This window comes from Streptosporangium lutulentum (assembly GCF_030811455.1).
In the GTDB taxonomy this organism is placed as follows: domain Bacteria; phylum Actinomycetota; class Actinomycetes; order Streptosporangiales; family Streptosporangiaceae; genus Streptosporangium; species Streptosporangium lutulentum.
The window spans coordinates 1-26507 of sequence record NZ_JAUSQU010000003.1 but is presented as its reverse complement, the minus strand read 5'-3'; the positions used below and the strand labels follow the sequence as shown (position 1 = coordinate 26507).

General features: G+C 65.3%; 21 protein-coding genes and 1 pseudogene. 5 read left to right on the top strand and 17 right to left on the bottom strand.

Features of this window, described 5'->3' with window-relative positions; genetic code table 11:
- Positions 1–571: 571 nt before the first annotated feature.
- Positions 572–838, bottom strand: a complete 267-nt coding sequence (locus tag J2853_RS47005) for a hypothetical protein (protein WP_307569334.1) — start codon at positions 836–838, stop codon at positions 572–574.
- A 1465-nt stretch (positions 839–2303) separates the two neighbouring features.
- On the opposite strand from J2853_RS47005, the gene J2853_RS47000 reads away from it, so the two are divergent.
- Positions 2304–5147: a hypothetical protein gene (locus J2853_RS47000; RefSeq protein WP_307569332.1), complete on the top strand. Its 2844-nt coding sequence runs from the start codon at positions 2304–2306 to the stop codon at positions 5145–5147.
- A gap of 366 nt (positions 5148–5513) precedes the next feature.
- Here the strand turns inward: J2853_RS47000 and J2853_RS46995 are convergent, their stop codons facing one another.
- Entirely contained in the window at positions 5514–5834 is a 321-nt protein-coding gene (locus J2853_RS46995) for a hypothetical protein (protein WP_307569331.1), read from the bottom strand.
- A gap of 418 nt (positions 5835–6252) precedes the next feature.
- A complete protein-coding gene (locus tag J2853_RS46990; RefSeq protein WP_307569330.1) occupies positions 6253–7062 on the bottom strand; it encodes a hypothetical protein in 810 nt (269 codons plus the stop codon).
- An 872-nt stretch (positions 7063–7934) separates the two neighbouring features.
- On the opposite strand from J2853_RS46990, the gene J2853_RS46985 reads away from it, so the two are divergent.
- On the top strand, positions 7935–8483 hold the full coding sequence (locus J2853_RS46985) for an RNA polymerase sigma factor (protein WP_307569328.1): 549 nt from the start codon (positions 7935–7937) through the stop codon (positions 8481–8483).
- Entirely contained in the window at positions 8480–9337 is an 858-nt protein-coding gene (locus J2853_RS46980) for a hypothetical protein (RefSeq protein ID WP_307569326.1), read from the top strand. Before J2853_RS46985 ends, J2853_RS46980 begins: the two co-directional genes overlap by 4 nt.
- A gap of 723 nt (positions 9338–10060) precedes the next feature.
- Here the strand turns inward: J2853_RS46980 and J2853_RS46975 are convergent.
- Positions 10061–11091 (bottom strand): annotated as a pseudogene (locus J2853_RS46975) (IS5 family transposase).
- A gap of 141 nt (positions 11092–11232) precedes the next feature.
- Complete coding sequence (locus J2853_RS46970) at positions 11233–12105, bottom strand: hypothetical protein (protein ID WP_307569324.1); 873 nt, start codon at positions 12103–12105, stop codon at positions 11233–11235.
- Between the two features lie 1040 nt (positions 12106–13145).
- Between J2853_RS46970 and J2853_RS46965 the strand changes: the two genes are divergently transcribed.
- A complete protein-coding gene (locus tag J2853_RS46965) occupies positions 13146–14165 on the top strand; it encodes a ParA family protein (RefSeq protein ID WP_307569322.1) in 1020 nt (339 codons plus the stop codon).
- Between the two features lie 1369 nt (positions 14166–15534).
- Positions 15535–15735 carry a P-loop NTPase family protein gene (locus J2853_RS46960; protein ID WP_307569320.1) on the top strand — a complete coding sequence of 67 codons (201 nt, stop codon included), beginning with the start codon at positions 15535–15537 and terminating at the stop codon, positions 15733–15735.
- Positions 15736–15834: 99 nt separating this feature from the next.
- On the opposite strand, the gene J2853_RS46955 is transcribed toward J2853_RS46960, so the two are convergent.
- The 12 genes from J2853_RS46955 to J2853_RS46900 all read right to left on the bottom strand — a co-directional run.
- Positions 15835–16455, bottom strand: a complete 621-nt coding sequence (locus J2853_RS46955) for a hypothetical protein (RefSeq protein ID WP_307569319.1) — start codon at positions 16453–16455, stop codon at positions 15835–15837.
- Positions 16456–16533: 78 nt separating this feature from the next.
- A complete protein-coding gene (locus J2853_RS46950) occupies positions 16534–16971 on the bottom strand; it encodes a hypothetical protein (RefSeq protein ID WP_307569317.1) in 438 nt (145 codons plus the stop codon).
- Between the two features lie 58 nt (positions 16972–17029).
- Entirely contained in the window at positions 17030–18610 is a 1581-nt protein-coding gene (locus J2853_RS46945; RefSeq protein WP_307569316.1) for a hypothetical protein, read from the bottom strand.
- A 214-nt stretch (positions 18611–18824) separates the two neighbouring features.
- Positions 18825–19259 (bottom strand): hypothetical protein, encoded by a 435-nt coding sequence (locus J2853_RS46940; RefSeq protein WP_307569314.1) that lies wholly within the window; start codon positions 19257–19259, stop codon positions 18825–18827.
- Positions 19260–19322: 63 nt separating this feature from the next.
- Complete coding sequence (locus tag J2853_RS46935) at positions 19323–19655, bottom strand: hypothetical protein (RefSeq protein ID WP_307569312.1); 333 nt, start codon at positions 19653–19655, stop codon at positions 19323–19325.
- 112 nt (positions 19656–19767) lie between these two features.
- Complete coding sequence (locus tag J2853_RS46930) at positions 19768–20217, bottom strand: hypothetical protein (protein ID WP_307569311.1); 450 nt, start codon at positions 20215–20217, stop codon at positions 19768–19770.
- 271 nt (positions 20218–20488) lie between these two features.
- Positions 20489–21097, bottom strand: coding sequence for a hypothetical protein (locus J2853_RS46925; protein WP_307569310.1), 609 nt, complete (start codon positions 21095–21097; stop codon positions 20489–20491).
- Complete coding sequence (locus J2853_RS46920; protein ID WP_307569308.1) at positions 21097–21906, bottom strand: hypothetical protein; 810 nt, start codon at positions 21904–21906, stop codon at positions 21097–21099. Before J2853_RS46920 ends, J2853_RS46925 begins: the two co-directional genes overlap by 1 nt.
- An 8-nt stretch (positions 21907–21914) precedes the next feature.
- Positions 21915–22121, bottom strand: a complete 207-nt coding sequence (locus J2853_RS46915; protein ID WP_307569306.1) for a hypothetical protein — start codon at positions 22119–22121, stop codon at positions 21915–21917.
- Between the two features lie 132 nt (positions 22122–22253).
- Positions 22254–24782, bottom strand: a complete 2529-nt coding sequence (locus J2853_RS46910) for a helix-turn-helix domain-containing protein (protein ID WP_307569304.1) — start codon at positions 24780–24782, stop codon at positions 22254–22256.
- A gap of 224 nt (positions 24783–25006) precedes the next feature.
- Positions 25007–25285 (bottom strand): hypothetical protein, encoded by a 279-nt coding sequence (locus tag J2853_RS46905; RefSeq protein WP_307569302.1) that lies wholly within the window; start codon positions 25283–25285, stop codon positions 25007–25009.
- Between the two features lie 904 nt (positions 25286–26189).
- Positions 26190–26507, bottom strand: a 318-nt coding sequence (locus J2853_RS46900; protein ID WP_307569301.1) for a hypothetical protein, incomplete at its 5' end; no start/stop codon positions are given.

The window sequence follows — 26507 nt, the reverse complement described above, 5'->3', positions numbered from 1 at the left end:
GCCCCCTCCCCGGTGCGGTTTGACCTACGTCAGCACCGTGTAAGAGCGTCACTTGCCTCACGCGTCCGGCATTGGCTACGCCGTACGGCTCCCGCGCCGATCGGCTAGCACGGGGAAAACCAGGAGCTTGGAATATGCAGATCGCGCGCAGCGCGAAACTTCGTCCGTCGCTGCCTGCCATCCCGTGCACCTGGCCGGCGCGCCCGGCGGTACGACTACGCGCCCGAGCAATCCGGCCGATCCTGGCGCGGATGTGCGCCGTGGCGTCGCCGGGGTCGGTGGACTGGGCGCCCGTCTGGTGGCTGTCCAGGCCGCCCTCGGCCTGGACAGCCACCAGACGGTGAACGCGCCCAGGCCTACGCGAGGGGGTCTGGGGGCCAGCGTGGCCCCCAGAAAAACACGCCGCGCGAAGCGCGACCTTCGTGATTTCCCTCGTAACGCCGTCGGGCCCTGGCGTATTTGCGCCAGGGCCCGACGGGCAAGGTGTGCTCAGAGGGGGTGACAATCCGTACAAGGCTCGGCGGCCAACAGGCGGCGGGGACCATGCCGTGGCGAAATGTCCATCTGGTGGTCAGCTCGGGAGAGTCAGCGCGAGGGCCGCGGCAACCTCCATGATTCGGTTATGCGGGATCGTCACACCCGAGCTCGGCTCTCCGCCAACGTACAGGTCCAGCTCCAGGCCGGCACGATCCACTTCGACATGCAGCACCCTGTCTTCCTTCGGGTCGATCATGATGTCGGTTGGTGGGAAGAGTTTTCGCCACAGGCTCATCAAGAGCTGATGCAGCGTCAAGGCGACCTCGGCCGACAGGCGGAAACCCTCGTCGCCAATCTCCACCTCCCAGCTCTTCTTAGGAGAGGTGGGCGGGCAGAACTCGATGAACTCGCTGCCGAACTCGAACCGCTGGCTCTGTAGGTGAATCTGAGAGCCGAATGTCGGTCAGTGGCTCTGCGGCGCTCGATGGGGGTGAAGCCGTGTTAGCGAATTCCGGAGCCACCCAGGGGGTAGCGGTGTGAGTACTGGAGTGTTACTCCGTGTGAGGAGACGCTGGTGACACACCCCCGGTAGCCCTTTGCGATCTTCCTTCCTCCGTAACGGGTCGTTTATGAAGGGAGGGAGAGGGTGGTCAGCCTGTCGAGGGTTGATGTCGGCAGGGGTCGGTGGCGCTGGCGATCTGGATGGCTCTCCGCTCGGGTCCGTGTCACCGGCCGCAAAGTAGAGCGTTTGCGCAGATCAACACCGTCTCAGAACCATCTCTCAGAACGTTCCGGTTGTGAGAGGAGTTCTGCGAACGGTGACGCGGGTAAACGCCTCGTCGCACGAAGGCGGCTCTGACCTCGCACAATCGGTCATTTCTGCGAATCACACACCGTCACCTTTGTTACACAAAGTTACTTTGCGGCTGGTGACAGCGACCAGAGTGGGGGGCCTGGAAACCCCAGAGTTCCCGCGAACTCAAGGGTCGACGCTGGACTGTTGGGGTGGTCTGGGAAGTTATGCACCCTTGGGTTCGTCAGAACCCAAGGATTCCTACGGCCGACCGGTCCCGGAGCGGCACCGGGCAGTGCCCAGGGCAGGCGACGGCGGCCGCCCCGGCCTCGCGAGCGGCTGAGCTCGTGTGTGGAGCCGCTCCCCGCGTGAGCAGGCGTTCTCTGTCAGGACAACACTCGGCACCGGATCGTGCCGTCCTCGACCGGGGCCGGCACGCGACTCCTCGGCTTCACCACCGCTACAAAAACCTCAGCAACGAGGGAGAAGCTTCACCGATCCCGAGATCCCCTCAGCTGTCAGGCTAACGCGCTCTACGCGAAAAACGCCCTGGTCCTGGGGCTGGGCGACCTGGGGAGGCGCTCGGGAACCCAGAGCTTATTTCTTAGATCCACGTGCCGCCCCTCACCGTCAGGGACTTCGTGGCCCCGACACAGGTGAGGCCTGTGATGAGGGCGCTCGGGGGCGTATGGGGAAGCGGGGTTGTCGCGCAGGTGATGGCCAGATGAGGCCACTTGGTGGCGGTGTTTACGGCGGTCTTGCCCGTAACCGGTGGGGCAGAAGTGACATAAGGGATGTGAGGCGCCTCGCGGCGGCCGGAGGTGAGCTGGAAGATTCACCCCCTTTGAGTGTTGACCTGCGCTTTCGTGCCTGTCGGGGGGTGGTGTGAGCCGTTGTCCGGCTTCAATTGAGAGATAGCGGATGGGTATGGAGCAGTCCGTAACCAAATAAGAACCTCATTCGGTTTGTTTCGGTCTGACCTGACTCGATGTCCTCATTGTGAGTATCGACGCGCTTGCTTAGCGTCAGCGCCGTGGGTCCTCCAGGACCCGGCCAGGAGGCGCGAACGATGGGGTTCATCCGCAGCAAGACCACAGGATTCACGGCCATCATCCCGACGACAGACAATCCGTGGAGGGCGTTGTTCCTGCGCGATGACCGGGTCGCGCAGATCAACCAGACGGCGCTGGTGAGCGAGGGGCTGCTGACGGCGGCCTACAGCCCCGCGCTGTCGTCGCTGCCCGAGCCGTTCGCCAGCTGCAGCGACGCCGCGTTCTCGATGACCAACCCGGACGGTGTGCAGCGCACCGTGTTCATCGCCGGGGACATGTGCCTGGAGTGGGCGTGGGGGGTGGGCGCCAAGTACACCGGGCCGGTCACCGGGCTGCCGAACTTCGGGTCCTACCTGCCGGCGGCGTTCCGCAGCGACGTCGACGTCGTCATGGGGTTGCCGGGCGTCAACCCGACGTACACGCTGCTGATCAAGGGCGACCAGGCCACGATCATCACCTCCGGCCAGGGCGCCAGCACCCCGGGGCCGCTCTCGGGGCTGCGCGAGGCCGGGTGGAAGAAGCTGACCGCGCCGATGAACGGCGACTTCGATCACGCCGTGATGCTGCCGACCGCTGATGGCAGCTACCAGACCCTGTTCATCAAGGGCGAGAGCGCGATGCGGTTCGACTGGAGTAAAGGCCCCACAACCACCGGCACCTACGCCCAGGTGCTGGCCGGGCTCGGCGCCCTGCCGGCCGCCCACAAGAACCTGCGGCTGCCGCCCACCGGACGTTTCCGCGGCACCTCCGGCATCTGGACGGTGGACCTGCGCGTCGACCTGGCCGGCGCGTTGCCGGTCGTGTCCGGAGACATCTTCGCCACCTCCAACGGCGCGGAGGTCTACCAGAACTCCTTCGTGCTGGACGGCACCCAGGCCGTCGCCCTGCCCTCGGCCACCGCCCTCTCCATTCCCGGCACCGTGAGCTTCGCCTTCCCCAACTGGATGAGCAGGGTGGCGGTCTCGGCCGACAAGCTCGCCCCGGGCGGGACGGCCACGGTCACGGTCAGCGCGGCGGACGGCAGCGGCCTGACCTTCGTGTGCTTCTACACCTCGCGGTTCCTGCGGAGCATCGACTGGGAGATCGACTACCTGGCGGGCACCGAGCTGCCCACCCAGTACGCCACCACCCAGGACCCGCGCCCGCCCGGCCTGGCCAAGAAGATCATTACCGTGCAGGCGGCCTACGCCGAGGCCGGAATCGAAGTGCGCACCGCCGGTGTCCCCAACCAGGTGGCGCTGACCGGAGCGGGCGCCAACTCGGCGTGGTCAGACGCCGAACTGCACGCCGCGATGGTCGCCAACTTCAGCCTGCACCGCGACGCCCAGCAGTGGAAACTGTGGACGCTCATCGCCAACCGGCACGAGACCAACGGCGCCGTCGACGGCTGCGACGGCATCATGTTCGACTGGGCCGGCACCGGACTCGCCGACGACTTCCAGCGCCAAGGCATGGCCATCTTCTACGACACCGCCCGGGAGGCCGGCTACGTCGGCAGGCGCGAGGGCCTGTTCAGCTATATCCACGAGATCGGCCACGCCCTCAACATCCATCACTCCTGGCAAAAGCAGCCCGAATCGACCCGCGGCCCGCAGGGCGGCATGGCCGACCTGTCGTTCATGAACTACGCCGAGAACTACCCGGCAGGACCCACGGCAACGGCACAGCAGCGCGAAGCCGCCTTCTACGCCGCCTTCGCCTGGACGTTCACCGCCAACGAGCTGCGCCACCTGCGCCACGGCTTCTACTACAACGTCGTCCCGGGCGGATACGCCTGGGGGGTCGGCACCGCCCACACCGTCGCCCAGCATGATGCCGACAGCCCCGGTCACCGGCCCGCGCTGGACGACAGCGACCTGCCCGTCCAGCGCGGCCCGCTCACCACGAGCGTCCCCCTGGCCGACCCCACCCCGCCGGCACCCAGCCAGTCCGGGCTGCGCCTGGACCTGTCGGGCAGCGGCGCCTTCTCCCACGGCGAACCCGTCACCGTGCAGATCCGGCTGTCGCTGGACGGCACCCTCCCGCAGGCCGAGGCCACCCCCAACCTCAGCCCCGGCAGCGACAACCTCACCATCCTGATCACCGACCCGGCCGCCGACACCCGCCTGTTCCAGCCTCTGGCCCGCAGGTGCGGCAGCCAGGAGCGCGTCACCTTGGACGCCACCACTCCGGCCCTGTATGAGAGCGCCTACATCGGCTACGGCGCAGCCGGCCTGACCTTCACCCAGCCCGGCACCTACCGGCTGCAGGCCCGCTACACCGCCCCCGACGGCTCCGTCATCGCCTCACCCGACCACACCATCGCGGTCAACGCGCCCGTCGACGACGCCGACAAGGCCGCCGGCGACCTGCTGATCGGCGACCAGCAGGGCACCCTGCTGGCCCTGCGCGGATCCGATGCCCCCCAGCTCGCCGACGGCAACGCCGCCCTGGACACCCTCATCACCGACCACCCCGACCACCCCCTGGCCGTCTACGCCCTGATGGCCAAGGGCACCAACGCCGGACGCGACTTCCTCACCCTCACCCCCGAGGGCATCGACGTGCGCGCGGCCGACACCGACACCAGCATCACCCAGCTCAGCACGGTCGTGGAGACCACCCTGGACCCCGGCACCGACGCCGGCGTCGACAACATCACCCTGAACGAGACCATGCGCACCCTGGCCCGCGCCCACGCCGACGGAGGCGACATCAAGCAGGCCGACGCCGTCTTGGACCAGCTGGTGGAGGTCTTCGCCGACAAGGGCGTCCCGGAGACCGTCCTGGCCACCATCGCCGAACAGGCCGAAGCCACCCGCACCCAGCTCCACGACCAGGCCTGAGGACCCCACGCACCGCCCCCGGCAACCCCGCACAGGGGCCGGGGGCGCTGCAGCTCCTTCATATCCACGCTGCCCGGCATCACGGTCCGCCAATTAGGAATCACACAGCGTTACGAGAATCATGGCCCAGACCTCTGGGGCATGGCTCTCTTTTTCACTGACACTCCAAGGCCGTTGATCAGCAAGTGGCTCTCAAACCGGCCGACACCTGGCTCCCGGTCCCACCTTCATAGCCAAACCGCAGCACCTGCGCAGTACTCACCGATCATCACCGTCCTCCGTAAGCATTGATCCCATACCTTTCGCGGGAACATAAGGGCGGCTTGCCCGCCGGTTGACGGGCAAGCCGGATTCCTTGGGCAGGCGCTACGCAGATACTCCGCTCTGGCCCGCATTGGTGATCACTGCGCTGTGAACGGTGTCCGGCATTGCCAGCGCCATCGCGTGGGTCTGGACGTCGGCGATCGTGCGCTTGGCTTCGTTGATCAGCTTCCAAGCCGTCAGGACAGGAAGCTGCCCGGTGGGAACGCATACCTGAGTGCCGCCCTCGGTGCGCCAGAGAGTGCCTCGCTCCTCGCTCCCATGGGAGTGCCACATGCTGCTGGCTTTGAGCAGCTCGGTGAGCGCGTCGGCCTCCTCGTGCCAGCGAGGTGCCGTCCCCCTGGCGGGAAGCTTGAAATTCGTCATGGGTTTCCTTCCGTTGTGCATGCGGTGGATGTGGTGCCGGGGTGCCACGCCCCAACTCCGATATATAAAACTATAGCATAATTAAAGCTCAATAGGGATAGTTCTCACTGTCATCGCTCCCACTCAATTACGCGCGTACGTCCTGGCGACGTCCCCGATCCCTGCCGTCGCGCGGTCTCACCAGTACCGCGGCGGCATCACCGTGGTTTGCCACCGCGACGGGCTCGTGCATGCGGGTGCATCGCCCGTATGCGGAACTCGGCTCTGTCCGCACCGGTCATCTCCCGGCCGGCCCTCGGCGTCAGCCCGCGTGCCCGCGTCGAAGATGTGATGGCGCCTTTTCGCAGGTGGTGTGGGGGTGTGGGACTCCGGCGCAGGTCGCTAGACCTGCGCCGGAGTAGATGATCGCTGCTACGAGCTACGTGGCGTTCAGCAGTGCCGTGCCGAGCATCTGGTGCGCGGGACCACCCTGATGATTGACGGCGCCGATGAGCTCGCCGATGAGCTCAGCGCCGAACGACGTCAGATTCCAGTGCTCAGATCGCGGCTCCTGCCTGGTTCTTTCTTCGATGAACAGGCCAACGGCTGAGATGATGACCTCGGCCACTTCGGAGTCCTCGTCAGCAAGCAGATGCAGGACATCAGCGAGCATCATCTCTGCCCTGTGACCCACCCCTTCGCAATCATCGGCGCTTTCAGGAGCCACCGCGTGCCAGGCGCTCAGAGCCGCTCGGACTCGATCGCCTCGCTTCGACCGTCCGTCGTCGATGGTGATCGCCCGGAACTCGGCCGTGGGCGTGTCATCGGGGTCGAGCTGCTTGCCGGTACGGGCCACGATCGTACTGAGTAGCTGGCAGGTCAGCTCGGGGTGACCCTTCTGGGCGAGCTCGGCTACCGCCTGGTCAGAGCTCTGTGCGATGGTCAGCAGTCGGATGAGGGCCTGCGGTGGGGTGGTGAAGGGCAGGCCCAGCTCCACGCAGGCGAAGGCGTGACTGGCGGTTTCGACCTGGTGCCAGCCGACCCGCTCCTCCAGGAAACCGTGGGGAATGCAGATCTGCTGGCCGCACGAGGCGTACCAGAGGGTTCCCTGCCAGGTGGTCTCTCCCCTCCTCCACGTGGGACTGTCCATGAGTCGCTTCGTGAGCCCGTCGGCTCCCGTCTGCCAGTCCGACTCGCCGAACGAGAGACCGCCGAGCGAAAGGGTCCGATTCTGTTCAGGATGCAGCACGTGATCTTCCTTCGTTGTGATGCGCGGTGGACGTAGGGAGCCGGGGTGCCACCCCCCAACTTCCTACATATAAAACTATAGCGTATTTATAGCTCAAATGGGGTTGTCTTGTAGATCAGTGCTGATCAAAGGTTCTGCTGATGCGTGACGTCCCCTACGCTCATGGCGCATCCGCCTCTGACACGGAGGCTCACCTCCGCGCGGCGGGCGGGCATCGGCTCTCCCGTATCTCGCATCTGACGTGCTCGGGAGCCGTGAACAGCGCTGAGCACGCGAGGTGCGAAACCTCCCTCGCTCTCCCCTGGTCGCCACTCCGGTCCAGTCCCACACCCGATGGGTGCATTCGCGCCCCTGGCCTTCCTCCCCCTGCCCTATCCGGCCGGCGGCGTCGACGAACTCGACTGGGCCTGCACAAGGGAGTTCAAGAGCCACGCTGCCTCGGATAGAGCCCAACGGCACCATGGCCACCTTGCATCTGAGGCATGATTGCATCGATCAGAAGCAGCAACGCTTGTTCACGAGTTCGCGCAACGCCAGCGGCTCAACTGGGCCGGAATGTCGATGAGATTTAGCAACAGTGCAGAGATCCTCGGCGCAGCCTCATGCCCCCTTTGCCCTGAATGTGAGGGCGGGGCTGCCTGGACAGCCCCGCCCTCGTCCGACTTCAGCACCTCAGATGAACGCGGTCCGCGTCGGCGTTCTTCTCGCCGTAACGGTGCGTACGCGCGGCTGCTGACCTTTCGGGCTCTGACCCGCTTGTGACGAAGTGGTGGCAGAGCGTGAGTCGTATTGGCCTGTAATTCTGCGGTCGCTCGCGGACACGTAGGGATTGAAACCCCCTGAGCGTTCGGAAGGTCTGACAAGGATGACGCGTGGATGAAACAGACAACCGGTCCCGGTTCGAGGCCGTGTACCGGCGAACGTACGAGCAGATCCTCGGCTACGCCATGCGGCGCTGTTCCTGCGCCGAGGACGCGGCCGACGTCGTGGCTGAGACCTATGTGATCGCCTGGCGGCGGATGGACGAGCTCCCGCACGGCGAGGCCGGCAGGCTCTGGTTGTACGGCGTGGCCCGGCGGGTCCTGGCCAACCACCGTCGCGGCGAGCGACGCAGAGCCACCCGGCACGCCGAGCTCACGGCCAAGACCGAGCTTCTCTACCCTCCGCCCTTCCCCCTGAGCGGGCCTGACGAGGTGGGCCAGGCCATGGACACGCTTTCGGACGATGATCGCGAGCTGCTGACCCTGGCCGTCTGGGAGGATCTCGACCCCGGACAGATCGCCGAGGTGCTGGGCTGCTCACGAACCGCCGCCCGCACCCGCCTGCACCGGGCCCGCAAGCGCTTCACCAAGGCCCTGCAGCAGATCCGCCCATCGGCCTGTCTCGAAACGCGGCCTCTCGTCGAGAAGGAGTCACGATGAACAATCAGATCCTCAAGAACCGGGCAAAGGTGCTGGACGAGGACCTGGCCGGCCAGGCGTCCTCCGCTGAGGCGGACGCGCTGCTGGCGGAGATCGTCCTGCTGGAGCAAGCTCCGGCCCGGCGACGACGCATGCCCTCTCCTCGCCGCGTCCTGCTCGGCCTGGCCGCGACCGCCGTCCTGGCGGGAGCCCTCGTCGTCGGACCCTCCCTGATCGGGGCGTCCGAGCAGGTGTATGCCAGCCAGGCCGTGACAATCGACCGCGACGGTGACGGGTACGTCTTCTACATCACCGACGGTGATCCCACTCCCGCCGAGCTGGAGAAGGCCTTCCACTCGGTCGGTCTGGACAAGGTCACAGTGAAGCTGATCCCCGTGTCGCCGCAGGAGCAAGGACCTGTCTTCGGGTTCGACAGGCCCGACCTCGAGGGGGGCGCGTCGGCGACCGTGTTCGATTGCGCCGAGCGTGTCGAAGGATGCCTGAAGGCCTTCCGCGTCGCCGCGGACATCAATGGGCCCGCACAGTTCTTCCTGGGCCGTCCCGCGAAGCCCGGCGAAAAGTACGCGTTCCGCGCCGACGCGAGCTGGCCAGGTGAGGCGCTGGCGGGTGTCAAAATCCAGGGACGTTCCGTCGAACAGGCGGTGCGCGTCGTACGCAAGCATGACTTGAAGGTGGCCTATGAGCTCGACTGGCCGGCGCGGAATGGGGGCCGGGGCGGCCACACGGAGCAGAACGTGCCTGCTTCCAGCATCGATCCCGGCTGGTCGGTCTCGTCGGCTGAAACCTACAACGATGGCGTGATCGTTCTACGCGTCGTGCCAGGCCCGGACGCGACCCGGCCGCCCGGCTTCTGACCGATGCAAGATCGATAAGCATACGCGGCCCCCGACGTCCCCAACGAGAGGGCCCTCGGGGGCCACGTCCAAGGCCTCCCCGTCGTTGTTATCCCGCGCTGGCCTGCTCGGCTTTTGAGCGGGTCCGTGCCAGCCGTGTCGGCCGCGGGGTCGGTTTTTACGCAGTTCGGGCCAGGCCGACGCGGAAGCCTTGGTCACGGTGAGGTAGGACACAGAGTGCTTGCGCATCACGGCGCGGATCGACATCCCACCTCGCATATCGCGTCGGATCGCCGCGTAGAGCTCTGTCTTGGACTGCGACAGCATCGGGTCCCCTCTGCGGCGAGCAGCACTTTGATGCTCTCATCGCCAGGGCCAGGGTGTTGCCAAAACTCATCGACACGACATCGCTGTGATCAGGGGTGTTGCCGAGTTTCATCGACAAACGTTCCTCCTTCACACGAACAGAACCAGAGGCAGCTCTCCTGGCGTGCTTACGGACTCGCACTTGCTCAACGCAGCGCTCTAGGTGACCAAACAGATAGATCGCCGGCTGCCCATCACATCCCATGCTCAGACGCATCGCCGGGGCTCGCCGTCAGAGCCGAGAACGACGGAGAGATCCGTCCATCCGATAAAAGATGGACGGATCTCTCCGTCGTTCTTACAGTCGCGGCCAGCCGCGGTGAGCTGCGGGGGTCACCTTCACTCCCAAGGTGACCTAGGAGCTGTTCAGAGTTCGGATCATGTGGTTGAGGTGAGAAGTTTCAGCCACATGATCGAGCCTCGGAGGTAGAGTCCGGCCTCGTAGCTTTCCGGGGTTTTGTCGTAGCGGGTGGCCAGACCGCGCCAGGTCTTGATCTTCTGGAAACAGCGTTCGACCGTGTTGCGCTGCCGGTAGCGCTCCGGATCGAAGCCGACGGGCCGCCCGCCCGCTGAACCTTTCTTCTTCCGGTTGGCCTGCTGATCGGTCTTCTCCGGGATGACCGCGGTGATCCGGCGGCGGCGCAGATAGGCACGGTTGGCCTTGGAGGAGTAGGCCTTGTCCGCGGCCACCGCCGCAGGGCGGGTCCGAGGCCGGCCAATCCGGCCGGGGATGCGGATCTTGTCCAGGACGGTGACGAACCGCGGGCAGTCGGCGGCTTGACCGGGCGTGAGCACGAAGGCCAGCGGCAGCCCGGCCGCATCGACCGCCGCATGGACCTTGCTGCTCAGCCCGCCTCGGGATCGGCCAAGCTCGGCAGCCTGTGCCCGGGCCTTGCGGCGTCGCCGTGTGGCGGTACGATCCTGGCCCGACGACGCGTCCGCGTCGTCCGCGTTGTCCGCGCCGGGTGTGACCTGCGGCGCATCACCCGCAGCACCGGCGGCTGCTCCGGAAGCGGAGCCCCCTTTTCCTCGGTCAGCGCCTGCTCCAGCGCATCCAGGGTCTCCCCGGCGACCGCCAGCCCGGCCGACTCCTGATGCGCCCGCACGATCGTGGAGTCCACGCTGACCACCTCCAACCCGACCTGCCCGCGTGATGCGGCCTCGGCGATCAGTGCGTCCATCAGCCCGTGGAACACCCCGGCTTTGGCCCAGCCGTTGAACCGGGAGTAGAGCGTGGACCAAGGCCCGTAGCGTTCCGGGACGTCACGCCAGCCAGATCCAGTGCGAAAACGCCACAGGATCCCGTTGAACTGATCACGCATCCGCCGTGGCAGCGGCCCGGTAGCCGCCACCGGCAGATACGGCTCGATCAACGCCCACTCGGCATCTGTCACATCAAAGCGCGCCACGTCCGAGTTCTACCAGCCACGGCCAGCCCGCCACCGAGCCTCACCTAGATCCGAACCCCAAACAGCTCCTAGTTCTCCCCCTACCCGTTGAAGTCGAGCCGGGCCTCGACGGATGTGCGTCGAGGCCCACATCAAAGCGGGTCACGGATGGCAGCCGGCACAGGGTTCCTGCGGAAGTCGCCCATCCTGGATCGTTCGCATGCAGCGCGGACAGATTCGCTCGCGGCCACCCTCCAGAGCGGCCCGGTAGAGGTATACCAGCGACTCCCGCACATGAGTGGCGACCTTCTGCACCATCGGTTCAATCTCCGGACTTTCCGACCGGTAGATGACCAACGTGGGGTGATCGTCGCCCAGGAAGAACTGGGTAACTACCCAGCCAGTCTGATCACCGGGATTCGTGGGCACAGCGTCGACGGAAGCATCCACCCAGATATAACGTTCTTCGCCCAGGACGATGTCGATGACCATGCCAGCGCCGCTGTCGGTCAGATCCACATCTGAAACTCCTTCCTCGGTGAGGGCCGTGATCACGCTCTCGTAGCGTTCTTCGACGGCGCGGAGTCTTTCGCTGTGGGCCTCCTGGTTGGCCTGCATCTGCTGCCAGAAGCAACCCCCATCGGCAACCTGAGCACTTGCGTGCGAACACCGACTAAACGTCGGGGCGAACCCGTGCGCAGCTAGAGCGGCTCGTATGCCCATTTCGGCAGGAGACGTGTTAACCGGCAAGCCATAGGTGGCACAGGTAACGACGTGTATGGCCGAGGCCACCCACAGGGTTGCCGTTTCAGCATCGCAGCCGCGCTCCGGGACATACACCTGGTAGCCGGAGCCGGGCGAACTCCACGTGCTTGCACCCGGGCGACCAAAGGTCTTTTCCCATGATGGGCTGTCAGCCAAGTACTTGGTGAGCCGAACGGCCAGCTCCTGCCAGGCGGGCTCTTGCACCAAGAAGGCTCGATCCTGGCCAACGATACGTTGACCAGGCAGGCCTGCGGTGTCGGGCTGAGACATAGTGCTTCCTTCGTCCGTGATGCGGTGGATGTGGAAATCGGGGTGCCACACCCCACTTTCCTACAAGTAAAACTATAGCATATTTACGGCTCAAATGGGAAGTTCTATGTCCTTCACCGTTGGAACCGGGCCCCCTTCTAGGTGCCTAACGTCGCCATCCTTAGCCCTCAACCAGAGGCCGACCGAACGCACTCATCATTCCGACTCCTGGTACGGCTCCCCAGCTCAGCTCTCCGGCCAACCATGCCCAGTGGGTTTTAGGAACGCACAGATCGCGCGTAGCGCGAAACCCCACCACTCCCCCGACATGTCACCTGGCACAGTTCGACCTCGAGCTCGACCGCTGCAGCTACGCGTCCGGGCTCGATTCGCCGACCGCACCTATTGTCATCAGTGGCGTCGCCGGCGTCGGTGGACTGGGCGCCCGTCTGGTGGCTGTCCAGGCCGCCCTCGGCCTGGACAGCCACCAGACGGTGAACGCGCCCAGGCCTACGCGAGGGGGTCTGGGGGCCAGCGTGGCCCCCAGAAAAACACGCCGCGCGAAGCGCGACCCATGAGATGTTCCTGGTGGTTTGGGCAGATCTCCCACCTCGATCTGCTGCGGCGATCCAAACAGCTCGGCAGTACTCTTCGCCGCGTGCACGAAGAGTGGCCCAGATAACGATGCTGCATCGAAGGCGTGGATTTAAGGCCTGGCTTCCTTCCGCTTCCCCTGTACCTGCGACGCATCTTCAACCTGATTTTAGGTAACGGAATCGCAAAAGTGCCTGTTCAGGGGATACGTGTTTCACACAATCACACAGCCATACAGTCACACAGGGGAGGGCCAAGGTGCTTCGCAGGTTCATGAAGACTCGCCGCCTTCACTGGAAATTCCGGATGACTCACCTTGCTGTCCCTAAGATGTCTGCTGCGGCTGAGATTCTTCCGACGAGCCGCGCATCCTCGCCACTAGAAGGACGGATCCAGTGTCTGTTACACCCCCGCAGACGACTCCATCGCAAGTTCCATCTGCATGGATCCTGCATGAGATAACCACGATGGCTAACGTCATCGCCCTCATGATGCGTAAAGGCGGTGCTGGCAAGACAACGCTTACGTTGCTACTTGCTGATGCTCTCGCCCGTTTCGGGCTTCGAGTTCTCGTCATCGACCTCGACCCTCAGGGCAATGCCTCTATAGGCCTGGGCAAGAAAGTTCAGCTCGAGACATCAGGTACTACCCGCCTCGGCGGTAAGGCGATCATGACGCCTACAACACCGACCGTGATCGAAGTGATCGACGCCGACGCTGACGGCATCGCATCCGAAGCAATTCAGATCGTCGACTGGGGTTACGCTCCCGAGGACGCTTTCTATCGGGGAGGGCCGCTCTTCCCAGGGAAGATCGGCACTATCGGCTTGATTTCCTGTTACCGCGCCTTGGAAATTCAGGCTCAGTCGTGGAGGCCTAGTGACCTCGAACGCCTCGCCAAGGCGGTTCTCCTACCGAGCGAGCCGGGAGGGACTCCGCCTAACCACGAGTGGGACGTTGTCCTAGTCGATACCCCACCTGGCGGTTCGCTTATCTCGGTTCAGGCTGCCATGGCTGCCCACCACGCCCTGCTCGTGACTCAGGCTCAGCGCTTCGGCGTTGAGGCCATCCCGGAGACTCTCCTACTCGTAGAGGATGTGAGAGAAAGCTACCGGCGGGATGAGCTTGAGGTAATTGGTCTGGTATTCAATGAATACGTCGATCGGTCCAACACGCAGCAGAATCTAATTGCGCAGGTCCGGGATGCTCAGGAGCATCATGCGGAAGGCTACGATGTCCCTTTGTTGAAGGGCCGTTTGCCAGGCTACACGGTCGTCGATAAGAGCCAGAACGCAGAAGCTCCGCTTTCGGCATATCTCGGATCAAGCAGCGATCGCGAGACTGCTCGCCGCGTCTCCCAGGTCGCAGAAGGTATCGCAATTCAAGTAATCGAAGCCATCAACCATCCCCAAGCTGCTGAAATAAGGGCAGCGTGGAAAACCGCTTGGCCTGAAAGCATGCGCACACCGATCCTTGAGGAAGTGTGACAGTGGCCGCATCTTCGCGTTTGAAGCCAAAGTCAATCACTGGGTTCGGCCGTCCAGTCGTCGAAGATGATGCCGAAGCGCCCCCGGTGCCTGAGCCGCCGGCCAACGCCGAACCGCCCTCCGAGCCCGAAGCACCGGTCCAGGAACCAACCGCGGCCGAAGCGCCCCCGGTGCCTGAGCCGCCGGCCAACGCCGAACCGCCCTCCGAGCCCGAAGCACCGGTCCAGGAACCAACCGCGGCCGAAGCGCCCCCGGTGCCTGAGCCGCCGGCCAACGCCGAACCGCCCTCCGAGCCCGAAGCACCGGTCCAGGAACCAACCGCGGCCGAAGCGCCCCCGGTGCCTGAGCCGCCGGCCAACGCCGAACCGCCCTCCGAGCCCGAAGCACCGGTCCAGGAACCAACCGCGGCCGAAGCGCCCCCGGTGCCTGAGCCGCCGGCCAACGCCGAACCGCCCTCCGAGCCCGAAGCACCGGTCCAGGAACCAACCGCGGCCGAAGCGCCCCCGGTGCCTGAGCCGCCGGCCAACGCCGAACCGCCCTCCGAGCCCGAAGCAGAGAGTCACTCTCGTCAGGTCGCTCGCCAATCAAATTCATCTCGTGCTCTTATTGCTCTGCCTCGCGTAAGCCACCCGCGAGGTGCCAAGCTCGGGCCAGCGGGTAAAGCTTTCACTGCCGCCTATCTCCTCGCTTACGATGGGGATGAGCGATGGGAGAATTTTTCGATCCGACTCCCTGATGATCTAAAAAAACGGGCTACAGCCGCGATGGTCCGTTATCGCAAGGTCCTTAAACGACGCAGCATCGGAGAGAACCACCTATATGCAGCGGCATTAGCCGTAGTGACTCCAGCGGACCTGGACACATGTATTCAGTGGGCTAAGTCGCGTAGGACAATTTCCGACGAAGAGGCCCCATCGCGATCAACCACTATTCCTGGACCATTGAAAGATATGATGGCAGACCTAGAGGGTGATTTGCGGGTACACGCCCGGCATGGCTTGTTCGGGCATTTGCTGACAGAGATCGTATCGCGATTCTTAGATCAGCTTGACGCGGAGCTCCCGCCCGAGAAGCTTCAGAATGAAGCATAAAAATTATCGATAGAAGGCGGCGACTCCTCCTTGCAAGGAGGAGTCGCCGCCTTCTGTGTCGGGTAGGCCTCGACGGCACTATCCTCGCTGGTCAGGGGGTCACTATCCAAATTTCCAGTCCATTCCGACCCGCAGCCATGACCGCGCTTTCTGCGGACGTGAGCCGCGGCTAGACCACAGCGTCGGAGACCTTTTCCAGGCGCAACTTACGCCATACGTATCATGATCGTTGCATTTTTGATATCATTGGCTGGCAGTTAATGTTCGGAAGGAATCTCATGGAGTTCTACCAGCAGGGTGGAATTAAGAAGACGACAGGCACATCGAGGGTGCTCTGCGATCTCGACCCGCAGCCGAATGTCTCTTTTTGGACCGTCCCCAAGGCGTCCGAGGTAGAAGGAAAATTCGACCTGTACGTCGTGGATGTTCCGCCGTCCCTAGAGCCTCTCAAGCACGTGGATCTGTGGAAGCACCTCTAAAAAAGGCGTCTATGGAGTTCCGGTTAGGTCCAGCAGGCTGGCGAGATGCGCGTTCATTTGCGGCTACTCGAGACGGGGCGTTCTTTGCGTCGGTGCGGCTTACCGCAGGTACTGAGTGGCGAACTCCTCTTGGGTCACCAGCTCCGGGAGCTCGTCCGACTCGGGCACCAGGCCCGCGTAGCCCTGGATGCCCAAGCGGCCGACCCATCCGATGAGCCATCCCGCCATGACGTGACCGATCGGCCCCTCCGGCTCGTCGATGTAGGTGATGGCGTCGCTGTCCCAGTCGCTGGTGACCAGGGTCACCGGGCCGACCGTGATCTTCAGGTCTGCGTGGAACCACCATGGCAGGACAGAGTCCCAGCACCACGCGGTGATGTTGAGCACCCCACCCTGCGAGTCGGGGATGTCCATGTGGACCTTGCCGTCATCGCTGCTAATCAGCTCTTCGAGCACCTGCCCGAGTCGCCGGGCCACAATCGAGGGGCGGCCGTGGGTTCGCTGCTCCAACTGCTCGACCAGGTCGTGCCCCCGGTCTTCTTGGCGACCTGGGCTGCGCCTGATCGGCTCCCAGACGCCGGCCAGGTTCACCGTGCCGCCGAGGGCGGTGTTCAGCGCCGCCCACTCGGCGGGCAGCGGCTCCTCCTGCGTGTCCTGCGGGATGACCGGGAGCCCTTCGAGTTCCTTCTGCCAGTCGGCGAGCTGCTCGTTGTCCTGCATGGCCCCTCCTGGGGGTCTCGCTGAGTTCCGGCCGCCCGATCGGGCGGCCGGCCCCTCGAAGGGGCGATGAGGCATTCCTTATGAGCGGGGTTCGCCGAGGAGTTCGGCGAGTTCCCACTCGGCTCGCGCGACCTTGAGCCGGGCGGCGAGGATGTGCGTCTCGTGGGCGGCCCCCATGCTCGACATGCCGGGCGGGGTGGCGATGGCGAGGACGTGCTCAGGGCTGTAGGCGTTGAGGCTGCCGTCCCACATCTCGATCGGGGACTCGTCCCAGACCACACACCACACCTGATCGTCGTCCTGCTGCTGGCGGATCTCCCGCGCCCACTCGTCTGGGTGCCCGCCCTTGCCCTTGATGGCTTGACCGCAGCGCCCCATGGTGCGCATAGCCTCCACCAGCTCGTCGGCGGTACCGACGTATCCGGAGTAAAAGGCGGTCAGGCCATCGGGCCAACGGCTGGGGCGGACGGTGCAGCCCTTGATCACGCTCCAGCGCTGTTGCTGCCAGGGCTTCATGCTCAGCTCCTCGGGGTGATTTCTGCTTCTACTTACTACAGATGGACGACCGCGGGTGTTACTGGTTGGAGCGGTGTCCGCGGCCGGGGCCGTGCCCGGTCCGGGAGCGCCACCAGGCTATGAATTTACGGGTGGGGAAGAGTTCTGCGCGGCCGTTGCGGTGGATGAATCCCGGTCGGCGGGGCGTCTCTCGGTCGGCGCGAGCGAGGCCCCTGTCACGGCGGATGGCCTGGGTGATGGCGTTGCCGGTCACGCCGAGCAGCTCGGCGAGCTGCTCAATGGTGGCGACGGGCGGCTGAACCTCGGTGACTTCCGTGTAGCGGGCGGTCGCCTCATCGAGGTCGGTGTAGAGCCACCGCGTGGTGTCTCGGCCGTGCACTCTGTCGGCGAGAGTGTCGGCCACTTCCCACGCGGTCGCTTCTCCTGCGGGTAGGGCGATGGTGTGGCGGGTGATCGTGGTCTCGCTGCGGATCGTGGCGTGCGGGCCGACCGCGACGTCCTGGGCGGTCTCGTGGGTGACGGTGCTGGTCAGGCCGGTGGCGTCCTGCCACGGCATCCAGAGGTCCGGGGTCAGGTCGGCCCGGTTGTCGGCGTGCATGATCTCGTAGAGCAGCGGGGCGGTGATGGCGAAGCCGGCCACGGTGAACCGGGCGGGTGCCCATGTGCGGTGCGGCTCTCCATCCTCGACTTCTGGGGGGAGGATGAGGTGGCTGCGGCCGATGATCTGCCCGTCAGACCAGATCATCCACGTGTCAGAGAAGATCGTTTCGTCGATGTGCAGCAGTTGCGGGCCTGTCTCGGAGATGACGGGCTTCACCCATGTGTGGGGGTGCTGGCTGAGGTGGGCGCGTGCTGCCGCCGGGTCGAGGGCGATGAAGTCGCCGATGATGATGCGGGTGGCGTCGTCGGGCACCTCCGGGGGCCGGGCGTTGAGGATCTGCTCGACATCGACGATGCCAGCGTGCAGGTAGGCGTCGATCACGTCGAAGCGTGTACCCGCTTCCAGCAGGCGGGCGGCGTCGCTGGCGGTGAGCGGGGTGGGCGGTAGGTCGGCGTGTCGGCGGGGGTCGGCGGCGTCGACCGTCCGGTATGGGCCTGTCCTGGGGAACCTCTGCTGCCACCACCATTCGTAGCTGTGGGCGGTCCAGACGCGGGCGTCGTCGGCGGTGGTGGTGGTCCATCCGGTGTGGATTTCGCGCACCTGGTCGGGGGTCCAGCCGGCGCGGCGGAACACGGTTGCGGCCTCGGGGGGGACTGGGTAGTCCGCCACGGGTGGGGCGGCGGTTTCCAGCAGCTCCTCGGCCAGAGCGCGCCGGGCGGGAGTAAGCGGGTGGCGGACGACCACCGTGTTGGCGATGTTGTCGTAGCCGTAGTTCGGTTTGTTCTGGGTGACGTAGTCGGGTTGGGGGTCGTAGCCGCGGGCTGTCTGCGGCGTGGTCCACAGGTAGCCGTTGTCCACGTCGAGCCATACCCGGACCGACAGGGGCCGGTTCTCGGGCTGGCCGTACAGGGTGGCGTGGGGATAAGGGAACTTGGGCGTGGTGGAGGTGGGGAGGGTCCGGTATGCCCGCGTCCAGGCGTGGGTGGGAATCTCGGCGTCGGGCTGGAGTTCCCAGATGCTGATGCTGCTGGCGTCCACTCATACCTCCAAAAGGTGTCACTTTTACTATGACATCTTTTGGAGGTATGAGTGGACTCTTCGGAACTATCGGCGCCTTCGCCTGCTGCTTTAGTCGGCTTCACCGTAGGGTGCATCAGTCAGTGATCAGCGCGGGGTCTTCCCCGGAGACGATCGCACCTGGTGATGTCGTCCACGATTTCCTCCTTCGCCTATCTACAGATGGACGACGGGATTAGATGAGGAGCTTGGCGAGCTCCCACTCGGCGCGCGCTACACGAAGACGCGCGATGAGGATGGCTGCCTCCCTCATCGCAGCGGGTGTGGACATCCCGCTGGGGTGAATGACGGCGAGGAGGTGGTCCGGGTGTCCGGTGTTACGGCACCCATCCCACATCTCCACCGGGGCCTCGGCCCACACCAGGCACCACTGGCCCGGCTCGGCCATCCGCTCGTGTAGATCGGCGGCGTAGACGTGGGGGTGCCCGCCCGAGCCCCGTACGCTGCCGGGGGCGCAGCACCCGGCAGCGCGCATGTACTTGACCATGTCGTCGGCGCCGCCGACGTAGGCGCTGTAGAAGGCGGTCAAGTCCTCGGGCCAGCGACTGGGGCGGACGGTATGGCCGGCGATGACATCCCACCGGCCGGTCTGCCAGGGCTTGCTACTCATGACTGTCTCCTTGATTGAGCGGAAAAAGGGGCTCCCTCGAAGGGCGATGAGTAGCCGGCTGGTTCAGGGCTTGGGGTCGCCGCTACGGCGGCGCCTCGCTCGGGCTGAATCCATGGCAAGAATAACTTGGGACTGCTCGACGGTGTTGAAGTAGCAGGGGAGTTCCCCGGCGGCCTCGCGTGCTTCGTCGAGCTCCCGCTGAAGCTTCTCCTTCAGGGGTGCGTGCATGGGCTTCATCCAGCGTTGAGCGGCCATCGTCAGCGCGGGCAGCACGGTGGTCATGGCGGTGGCGTTGCGTTCGAGCTTGTCGTATTCGTTGCGGGCAGCGCCACCGCGCTCGTTGTTGCGTCCGCCACCGATCGTTTCGTCGCAGCGTGTCGCGATGTGCCGGAACACTTCGAGAAGTTCGCCGTACCGGCTCGCGGGCGGGCCCGCCTCCTTGGCGGCCTGGCGGGAGTGGTGCGCTGCCCGCCCTGCTCCAGGCCGCCACCGCGTTAGAAGGGCCGGCTTAGACGGAAGGAGGAGCGGCCTCCCTGGTGCGCGACGCCTCGGCCCGCATCACCAGATCGTGTAGCCGCTTGCGGACGTCGACTCCATTCCATGTGCCCACGTAGTGCGGTTCGCCGCCCTCGATGGCCAGTACAAGGGCGTAACCCGCGCGGATCGGATCATCGGGAGGCGGTACCGTGCTGCGCTGGTCGTAGCCCGTGGCAGGGACGTCCCATACCAGGATGCGCCAGTCAGTGCCGTGATCGTCGTCGAACAAGTAGTAGTCGACCGCTGCAGGCACCTGTGCAACCAGCTTATCCAGGTAGGCACGGAAGGTAGCGCGACCGAAGACTCGCGGACTTCCCACGGCATCGTCGACCACCCCGCGCCCGATCACGAGGCAATCCTTGCTGCCGAAAGCGGTGACCCACGACCAGTGCGGGTCACTGCTGTCCCGTGTCTGGATCACGAAGGCATATTGGTGACCGCCGCACGAGCCCATTCTCCGATGATGCGCGGCCAGCGGGACACGCGCCAGCGAAACGGAACATCCAGTCGATGATCGATGGGACGGCTTTAAGTCGACACGCACTCGGCCATTGACAGCCGTCGAGACCTGTGGCCGGTCCTCGCACCATGCTGCGAGAGCGAGTCAACATGCCTTACTTGCCTGAATAGATCATCTCACTCTGACCTGCGAGAAGAGGCCAACAACTCCAGATAAGAGGCGCACAGGTTCATCAGTAGCGGCCAACGCTCACGCTCAGATCGTGCCCGGTGGGTAGAAGACCGGCACCGGCGTAGCCGGACCAGCCGTCGTCGGGCGCGGCCAGCACCAGCTCGCCGATCTCCTTGGTGGTCGCCCGGTCGGCTACGACTAGGCAAGCCCGCAGCGCGCCGGCATCCAGGTCCTCGCGGACCTCCAGCCCGGCGATACCGTGCGTGGGCAGCGCCGCACTCCAATCGACCAGGTCAAGCAGCAAAGCGGCGTGGTCGGCGGTGGTGATCCCGGTACCGCGCACGGCCCGCTCGCCACTGGTGCTGGTCCAGGTTATGGGTGCGGCCAGCGCCTCGACTGGGATGCCGTCGATGCGGCCGTCCGCCACCCAGCCTCCATCGACGTTGGGCAGGCGACGGCAAGACCAGCCAAGTGCGGTGGCGATCGCTTTCACGACGGCGTGCTGATCGTCTCGGCTCATGTGCAGGGAAGCCGGGGTGAGGGTCACGGGCGCCAGCGATGGGTGAGTGAGCTGGCAGGTGACACTCACCGGTAACAGCTCGCCGACGCGCTGCAGGAGTGTGGCGGCCGCGCTGAGCAGGGGCGGCAGTGAGCGGGCAGAGCTGGTCATCAGCTGATGTCCCCATTCGGACGCGGTTTACCGTAGTCAGCGTTGGGGTTCGGACGGCTCGTAGCGCCGGGGAGGACACGCACCACAACTGCGCCGTGCACCGGGCAGGCGAGCTCTTCGTACCCTTCGTCGGGCAGCCACACCAGGACGTCATACAGGCGCTCGGCGTCGCAGGGGCTGCCGCTGTCGTCGTCCAGGTCGTAGCCGCGGATGAGCTCGCAGGCGATGCCGTAGCCGGTGGCGCGGTCGATCGCGGCGCGTGCCTGCTGTAGGTGCGCCGCAGCGGTGCCGAGGTGGGCGCGGGCAAGGGGATGAAACTGCTGGTCGTCGTCATGCGCGTCCCGCTCGGTCTCGACTCGCAGCCGTTCGACCGCGTCCAGCAGTTCCATCAGGTAGCGGGTCAGATCTTGATCGCTGCGCAGTTCGTACGCCTCATACCGGCGGGTTTCAGGGTCGGCCGGGTGCGCAACGGGGCCGATAACGCCGGGGGTAGCCAGCCGCCGCTCGGTCAGCATCAGCACGGGCGTGCCCAGCAGGTGCCGCCTGCCGTGCTCGTCCGGCGCGCTGGTGCCGACCTGCTCGCCCGGCCCGGCCGCCTGCCCGGCCTCGTTGGCCAGGGTGAGCTGACGCTGGGCGACGACGGCCCAGGCTTTGTGGTCGGCCGGGTCGGAGCCGGGCTCGATTTGGGCGTCGTCGATGAACACCGGGGCGTCGGGCTCGACGGCGGCGGCTAGGGCGGCCAGCTCGGCGACGGTGGCGATCAGCTGGGGCCGTCCGGCCGGACGGTCGGCAGCGTGGTCATTGGTCATGAGCGGCCCTACAGTACGTCGTCGATCCGATTGAGCAGGGCTTCGGCGGCCACCCACTCGCGGCGATGCTTCGCCTGGCGGTCACGGACCTCGCCCCGCTCGGCAGCTTCCGCTTCCTCTTGGTCGGCCTCGCCGTTCTGGCGATGGGCGAACTCGCGCAGCGCCTCACGGTGAGCACCCAGTGTGTGCTCGCCGTCCATCAGGTCGATGGTCACCGTGTGCGCCTTGGCCGGGGAGCCGGAGGCGGGCCGCCGGCTGGCTGGGCAAGCGCATCGTTCATCGTCTGATCGAAAGACCAAAATCGCACCTCGGACCGACGTCATCGCCGTCACTCCTTTCGACTCACTCTAAGGATCCTGCCAGTAGTCGCCACCCCGCTTGGAGGAGGATGCATGCACTAGCAGCACTGACCGTTCTGTTTCCCCAAGACCTCCTCGCTCGAGAGTCGGGTTTCCCGCCACTTCGGACGTGCCTAGTCCAGGTGCTAAAGACAATTCGTCGTTTTGCTCAAGGTAGTCATAGGCCCCTGCCTCACCGTTGTCTACGGGCTCCTCTGGCCAGGGCGCTTCCTCCCCAGCGGTCGCGTCTAGGACGTGCGGAGCCTGGGTACGACGACGGGGTTGCAGGTGATCGGGTCGATCGGCTGGGGGGAGTTGCCATGCCTCCAGCAGCGCCCACCAGTCTTCGCGGTGCTTGCGATACTGCTTCCGTCGCTCGCGGGCTATGACGTCGGCGCCGAGCTCGACTGCGACTTCCTCCAAAGGTCGGTCGCCTCGATACCAGCCGGCTCGTCCACGTTCAGCGAGGCCGAGCTGGGCCAGGGTGCGCAAGGCTTCCGCGGTAGCGCTCGTAGATATCAGAGTTAGCCGGGCGAGTTCTGTCGAGCCGGTCTCGACGCTGTTGAGCTGCTCGTAGACGAGCGCCACGACTGCGCCGAGGGCGTGCAGCGCAGGGTGCAGGCAGTCGATGCGGCCGCCCCGCCAGCGGATCCACCGCGCCTCGGCCTTGTAGATGTCGGGCACGCTCAGCTCGTAGCGATCGGCTCGTTTTCCCGATGCCTCTTCAACTCGGTCGATCAGGCTGTTGTCCTCTTCGCGTAGTCGTTTGAGATGGCGGGCGACGGTGGTGTAGTCCATGCCGACGAGTTGCGACAGGCTGCGCGCTCCGAAGGCTGGGCAGGTTGAACCATCTTTGCGGGCTGCGACGGCCATCCCTCGCAGCAGCATACGGATCTGAGGCGCGGCTCGGCCCCAGTTTCGGACGCGCTCTTCGTCGCGCTCGGCCAGATACACCGCGGTGCGCCATTGCAGGATCTGCTGCCAGTGGTCCAGGACTCTTTGTGTGGCGACATCCGGATCGATGGTGCGCACTCCCCAGATATTTCGCTCCCGGGGATGGGAGCTATCGGAGTCAGGAGAGGCCGCCGCTTCTTTCGAATCTACAATGTAAAGCCCTGATTTCTGGACGACCGCGGGGGTAGCACCACCCCCCTCAGTTGTAGGGGACACCAGGGGGGGCGTGGAAGGTTGTCTCGGGCTTGTGTTGCACCTGCGGACATGTCTCTGCCATGCGACTCCGGTCACGGCTTTTCGCCAATCGCCCTCCAACCTGCGGCGATGCTGGCTGGGGCGCTTGGACTCCAGCAGGCGGGCCAAGCCAGGCCAGCGACCGTGCTCCATCTCCTGGATCACTTCGCCCAGTCGCCAGCCCGCTGCGGCGATGGAGTTCAGCACGCTCAGACGTAGCTCTGAGGCTGATTTGGTTCGTCGGCTCTGCCAGTCCCCGCTGCGGGCCAGCTGGTCGAGATCTGCTCGAGGTGCGCGGCGGCCGCCGCGGCGGGGGAGCCAGAGCGAGCCCGCGTTGTCCAAGGGGACGTCGATGATGGCAGCACAGGAGGGACAGGTCTGCCCGCTGCCTGACCATGCCGCAGCGTCCCTGACTGTCTGGTCGTCGTCGCTACCGGGCTCGGCCGAGCTGGAGGAGCGGGGTCTGCGGCCGGCGGCCAGGACCGCTCGCTCGGCGGTGAGCTCTTCTTGGAGCGCTGCCCAGACCTTGGGGCCGCAGGGTCGCCGCAAGATTGCTTCGGCGTCGGCGATGGGGATGGTCAGGCGCAGGTATCCGCTGAGGCGGCCTGAGCCGCCGGCGGCGAATTTGTGGAGGCTGCCGGGGGTGCGGATCTGTGCGGCGGGGCCTGACATCGGGCTGGTGTCGAAGGAGATGAATCTCTGGGCCAGGGCGTGGGCGATGTCGCGGAGGTCTGGCCAGGGCAGGGGTCGTGCCCATCGGATGTACACGTGGCGGCCGCCGCTGGGGCTGACGTCGCTGATTGCGCGTCCGCCGCATCGTTGGATCAACTCGATCAGCGCGGTGGCCTCGGTGGCGACCAGCTCGGTGGCCGCTTGGCGGGTCAGGCCGGTTGCCTGAGCCTTGGTGACATCGAGGTCGGCTACGAGCAGGCGTCCTTCCCCCCTGGCGCGGTCGAATACAGCGATCGCGGTGGGCCGGTCGGGCAGCTTTGGCCGGTGGGGTGATAGCGGCCGTTCGTGTACGCCGCCAGGGAAGTCTTCGCCGCCGTTGGGGCTGTGCCGTATCCGCAGTGTCTGGGCCAGTAGCGGGGTGATCCGGGCGAAGGTCTCTGCGGCCAGGTCGCGAGCTGCTTGCCAGCGGTCTTCGTCGGGAGAAGATGGCTGAGCGCGTTGAGAGGTGGCGGGGGAGTGGGTTGATGCGTTGCGTGAGCTGTCTGAGATGCCCGGGATTTCGAGCGCGCTCGAAATCCAGCTGATCACCGCGGTCGTCGACGCCATCGGCGTGCGCGCGCGCTCAGCTGTTCGCGGATCAGGAAAAGCACTTATCGCCCCTGTGATGGACTCAGACACGCCCAAAAGAGGCATGGCAGTGCTATCCCGGGGTCCGTGAGCTATGATCCCCTCCATAGGGACTCGTTCCCGGACAACAAAAGGTCGACCCAGCGGCGATGCCGTCAGGCTGATCTAGCAGAGAGATCGTCAGCGTGGTTTGCGAGGCCGGTGCTGAGGATCCTCAAATGGTGGTGTTGAAGCCCCCCGTGAACATATGTTCCGGGGGCTCAAACCCTGGGTGTCTAGCTGGCGATCGGCATCGTCTCCTGCACGTTTGCGGCCCAGCCCTGCGGTCGCCCGGTTTCGGGGTCCACCGGAACTTGATCCACGAGACCACTGAGCAGCGCGTTGGCGCTCAGCCCCGTTGCATCGCAGAGGTCAAGCAGTTTGTCTGCGAGGAATGGCGTCAGAGTGGTGCGGATGTCCCACGGCTCCGCGCTCCCCTTGGTGCGGGAGGGCTTGCGGCGGCGCTCGCCGCGTCGTGCTCCCGTAGCTCCATGAGTGGCCATGGTGAGGATCATGGCACACCTGGAGGCTGTTAGTGGAACACTAAGGATTTCGGCGTGTCGCGATTTGCTGTCACCTGGGGTTTGATCATCAGCCGGTTTGGCAGGTTGGCTGGTGAGGGGATCGACGGCTGGACCGCAGGCGGGTTCGCCCGTGCTTTTGGCATCAGGGCGTGCTGTGGTGAGCCGGGGGCTACCTGATATGGTGTCCTCCAGATTGACGTGTGAAATCTTGCTCCGTTGGGCCGGGAATCCTTGGGGAGCTGAGATCGTCGGTGTGAAGTTGTGGGCGTCCCTCATTGGGGGGCGTCTTTTTTGTTGTTCGGGTGTTTGTGGGCGACTCCTGATGATCGTCTTGTGGCTGACCATCGTGTCATATGGGGTGTCAAAATCCCAAGCGCCACAGGAGTTTCTCTTCTTTTGGTTCTTCAGGGCGGGATTGGGGCGATGGCCACGTCGGTCCTGGTGGGGGCCGGCGAAGGGGAAAGGGGTCGTTGAAGTGGTGTTGTTCAAGGTCGTCTTTCCTTCGGTGGAGGCGGCCGGCGCGATTGGGAGCGTGTGGTCGCGCGGGGGATATCTGGGTGGGCGAGCGGGATTTCTCGATACTTTTCGATCTTGATGCGTGTTTATTGACCCATCCTTGTCAAGGAATCTCTGACAAGGGAGTTGGAGTTTTCCAGGCGCGCTGGGCATGAGCGAGGGGTTCACGGCAGGGCGGGGGCGGCAGCGGGCCGCAGCGCTCGTAGTCGGCGGCTGATCGCGATCTGCAGGCCCGGAGATGGCATGAGGAAAAGCGCGCGCGTCGGCGAGATCTGCAGCGGTGTGAAACAACTGCTCTCCGCGCGGACGTGGCCTCTGGATGGTGCGGTGGTTTCGCCGTTCAAGAGCGGGCACGTCGGCACGCTGACCTTGTGGGCGCTCATCGCCCGTCCTGCTCGCGGGAGGAGTACAGGCCGGTCGTGGGGACGGGTGCCGCGCTGGGCGATGCGGCTTGGCCGGCGGTGTTGAGCAGCCGAGTCTGGACCGAGCCGGGAAAGGCGGCCGCTGCGGTAGCGGTGGCCCTTTTGAAGGCGGGGTGAGGTTGCTGGTTCGCGGTGGCGTGCTCAGGGATGGTGGACGTGGGTGCGTTATTGACGGACGGGCCGGTCGTGGTGAGGGCGATTGAGGGACGGACCTCGCGGTGGCGGTCGTGCTGCGGCTCAGCAATGGTGGGAAAGGCCTCTTGGTGTCGGACGAT

Coding starts and splice junctions, on each gene's coding strand:
- J2853_RS46920 (WP_307569308.1), bottom strand. CDS start 21,906: ATGACCAATGACCACGCTGCCGACCGTCCGGCCGGACGGCCCCAGCTG.
- J2853_RS46980 (WP_307569326.1), top strand. CDS start 8,480: ATGAACAATCAGATCCTCAAGAACCGGGCAAAGGTGCTGGACGAGGAC.
- J2853_RS46995 (WP_307569331.1), bottom strand. CDS start 5,834: ATGACGAATTTCAAGCTTCCCGCCAGGGGGACGGCACCTCGCTGGCAC.
- J2853_RS46905 (WP_307569302.1), bottom strand. CDS start 25,285: ATGATCCTCACCATGGCCACTCATGGAGCTACGGGAGCACGACGCGGC.
- J2853_RS46970 (WP_307569324.1), bottom strand. CDS start 12,105: ATGTCTCAGCCCGACACCGCAGGCCTGCCTGGTCAACGTATCGTTGGC.
- J2853_RS46955 (WP_307569319.1), bottom strand. CDS start 16,455: ATGCAGGACAACGAGCAGCTCGCCGACTGGCAGAAGGAACTCGAAGGG.
- J2853_RS46925 (WP_307569310.1), bottom strand. CDS start 21,097: ATGACCAGCTCTGCCCGCTCACTGCCGCCCCTGCTCAGCGCGGCCGCC.
- J2853_RS46965 (WP_307569322.1), top strand. CDS start 13,146: ATGGCTAACGTCATCGCCCTCATGATGCGTAAAGGCGGTGCTGGCAAG.
- J2853_RS46940 (WP_307569314.1), bottom strand. CDS start 19,259: ATGAGTAGCAAGCCCTGGCAGACCGGCCGGTGGGATGTCATCGCCGGC.
- J2853_RS46950 (WP_307569317.1), bottom strand. CDS start 16,971: ATGAAGCCCTGGCAGCAACAGCGCTGGAGCGTGATCAAGGGCTGCACC.
- J2853_RS46960 (WP_307569320.1), top strand. CDS start 15,535: ATGGAGTTCTACCAGCAGGGTGGAATTAAGAAGACGACAGGCACATCG.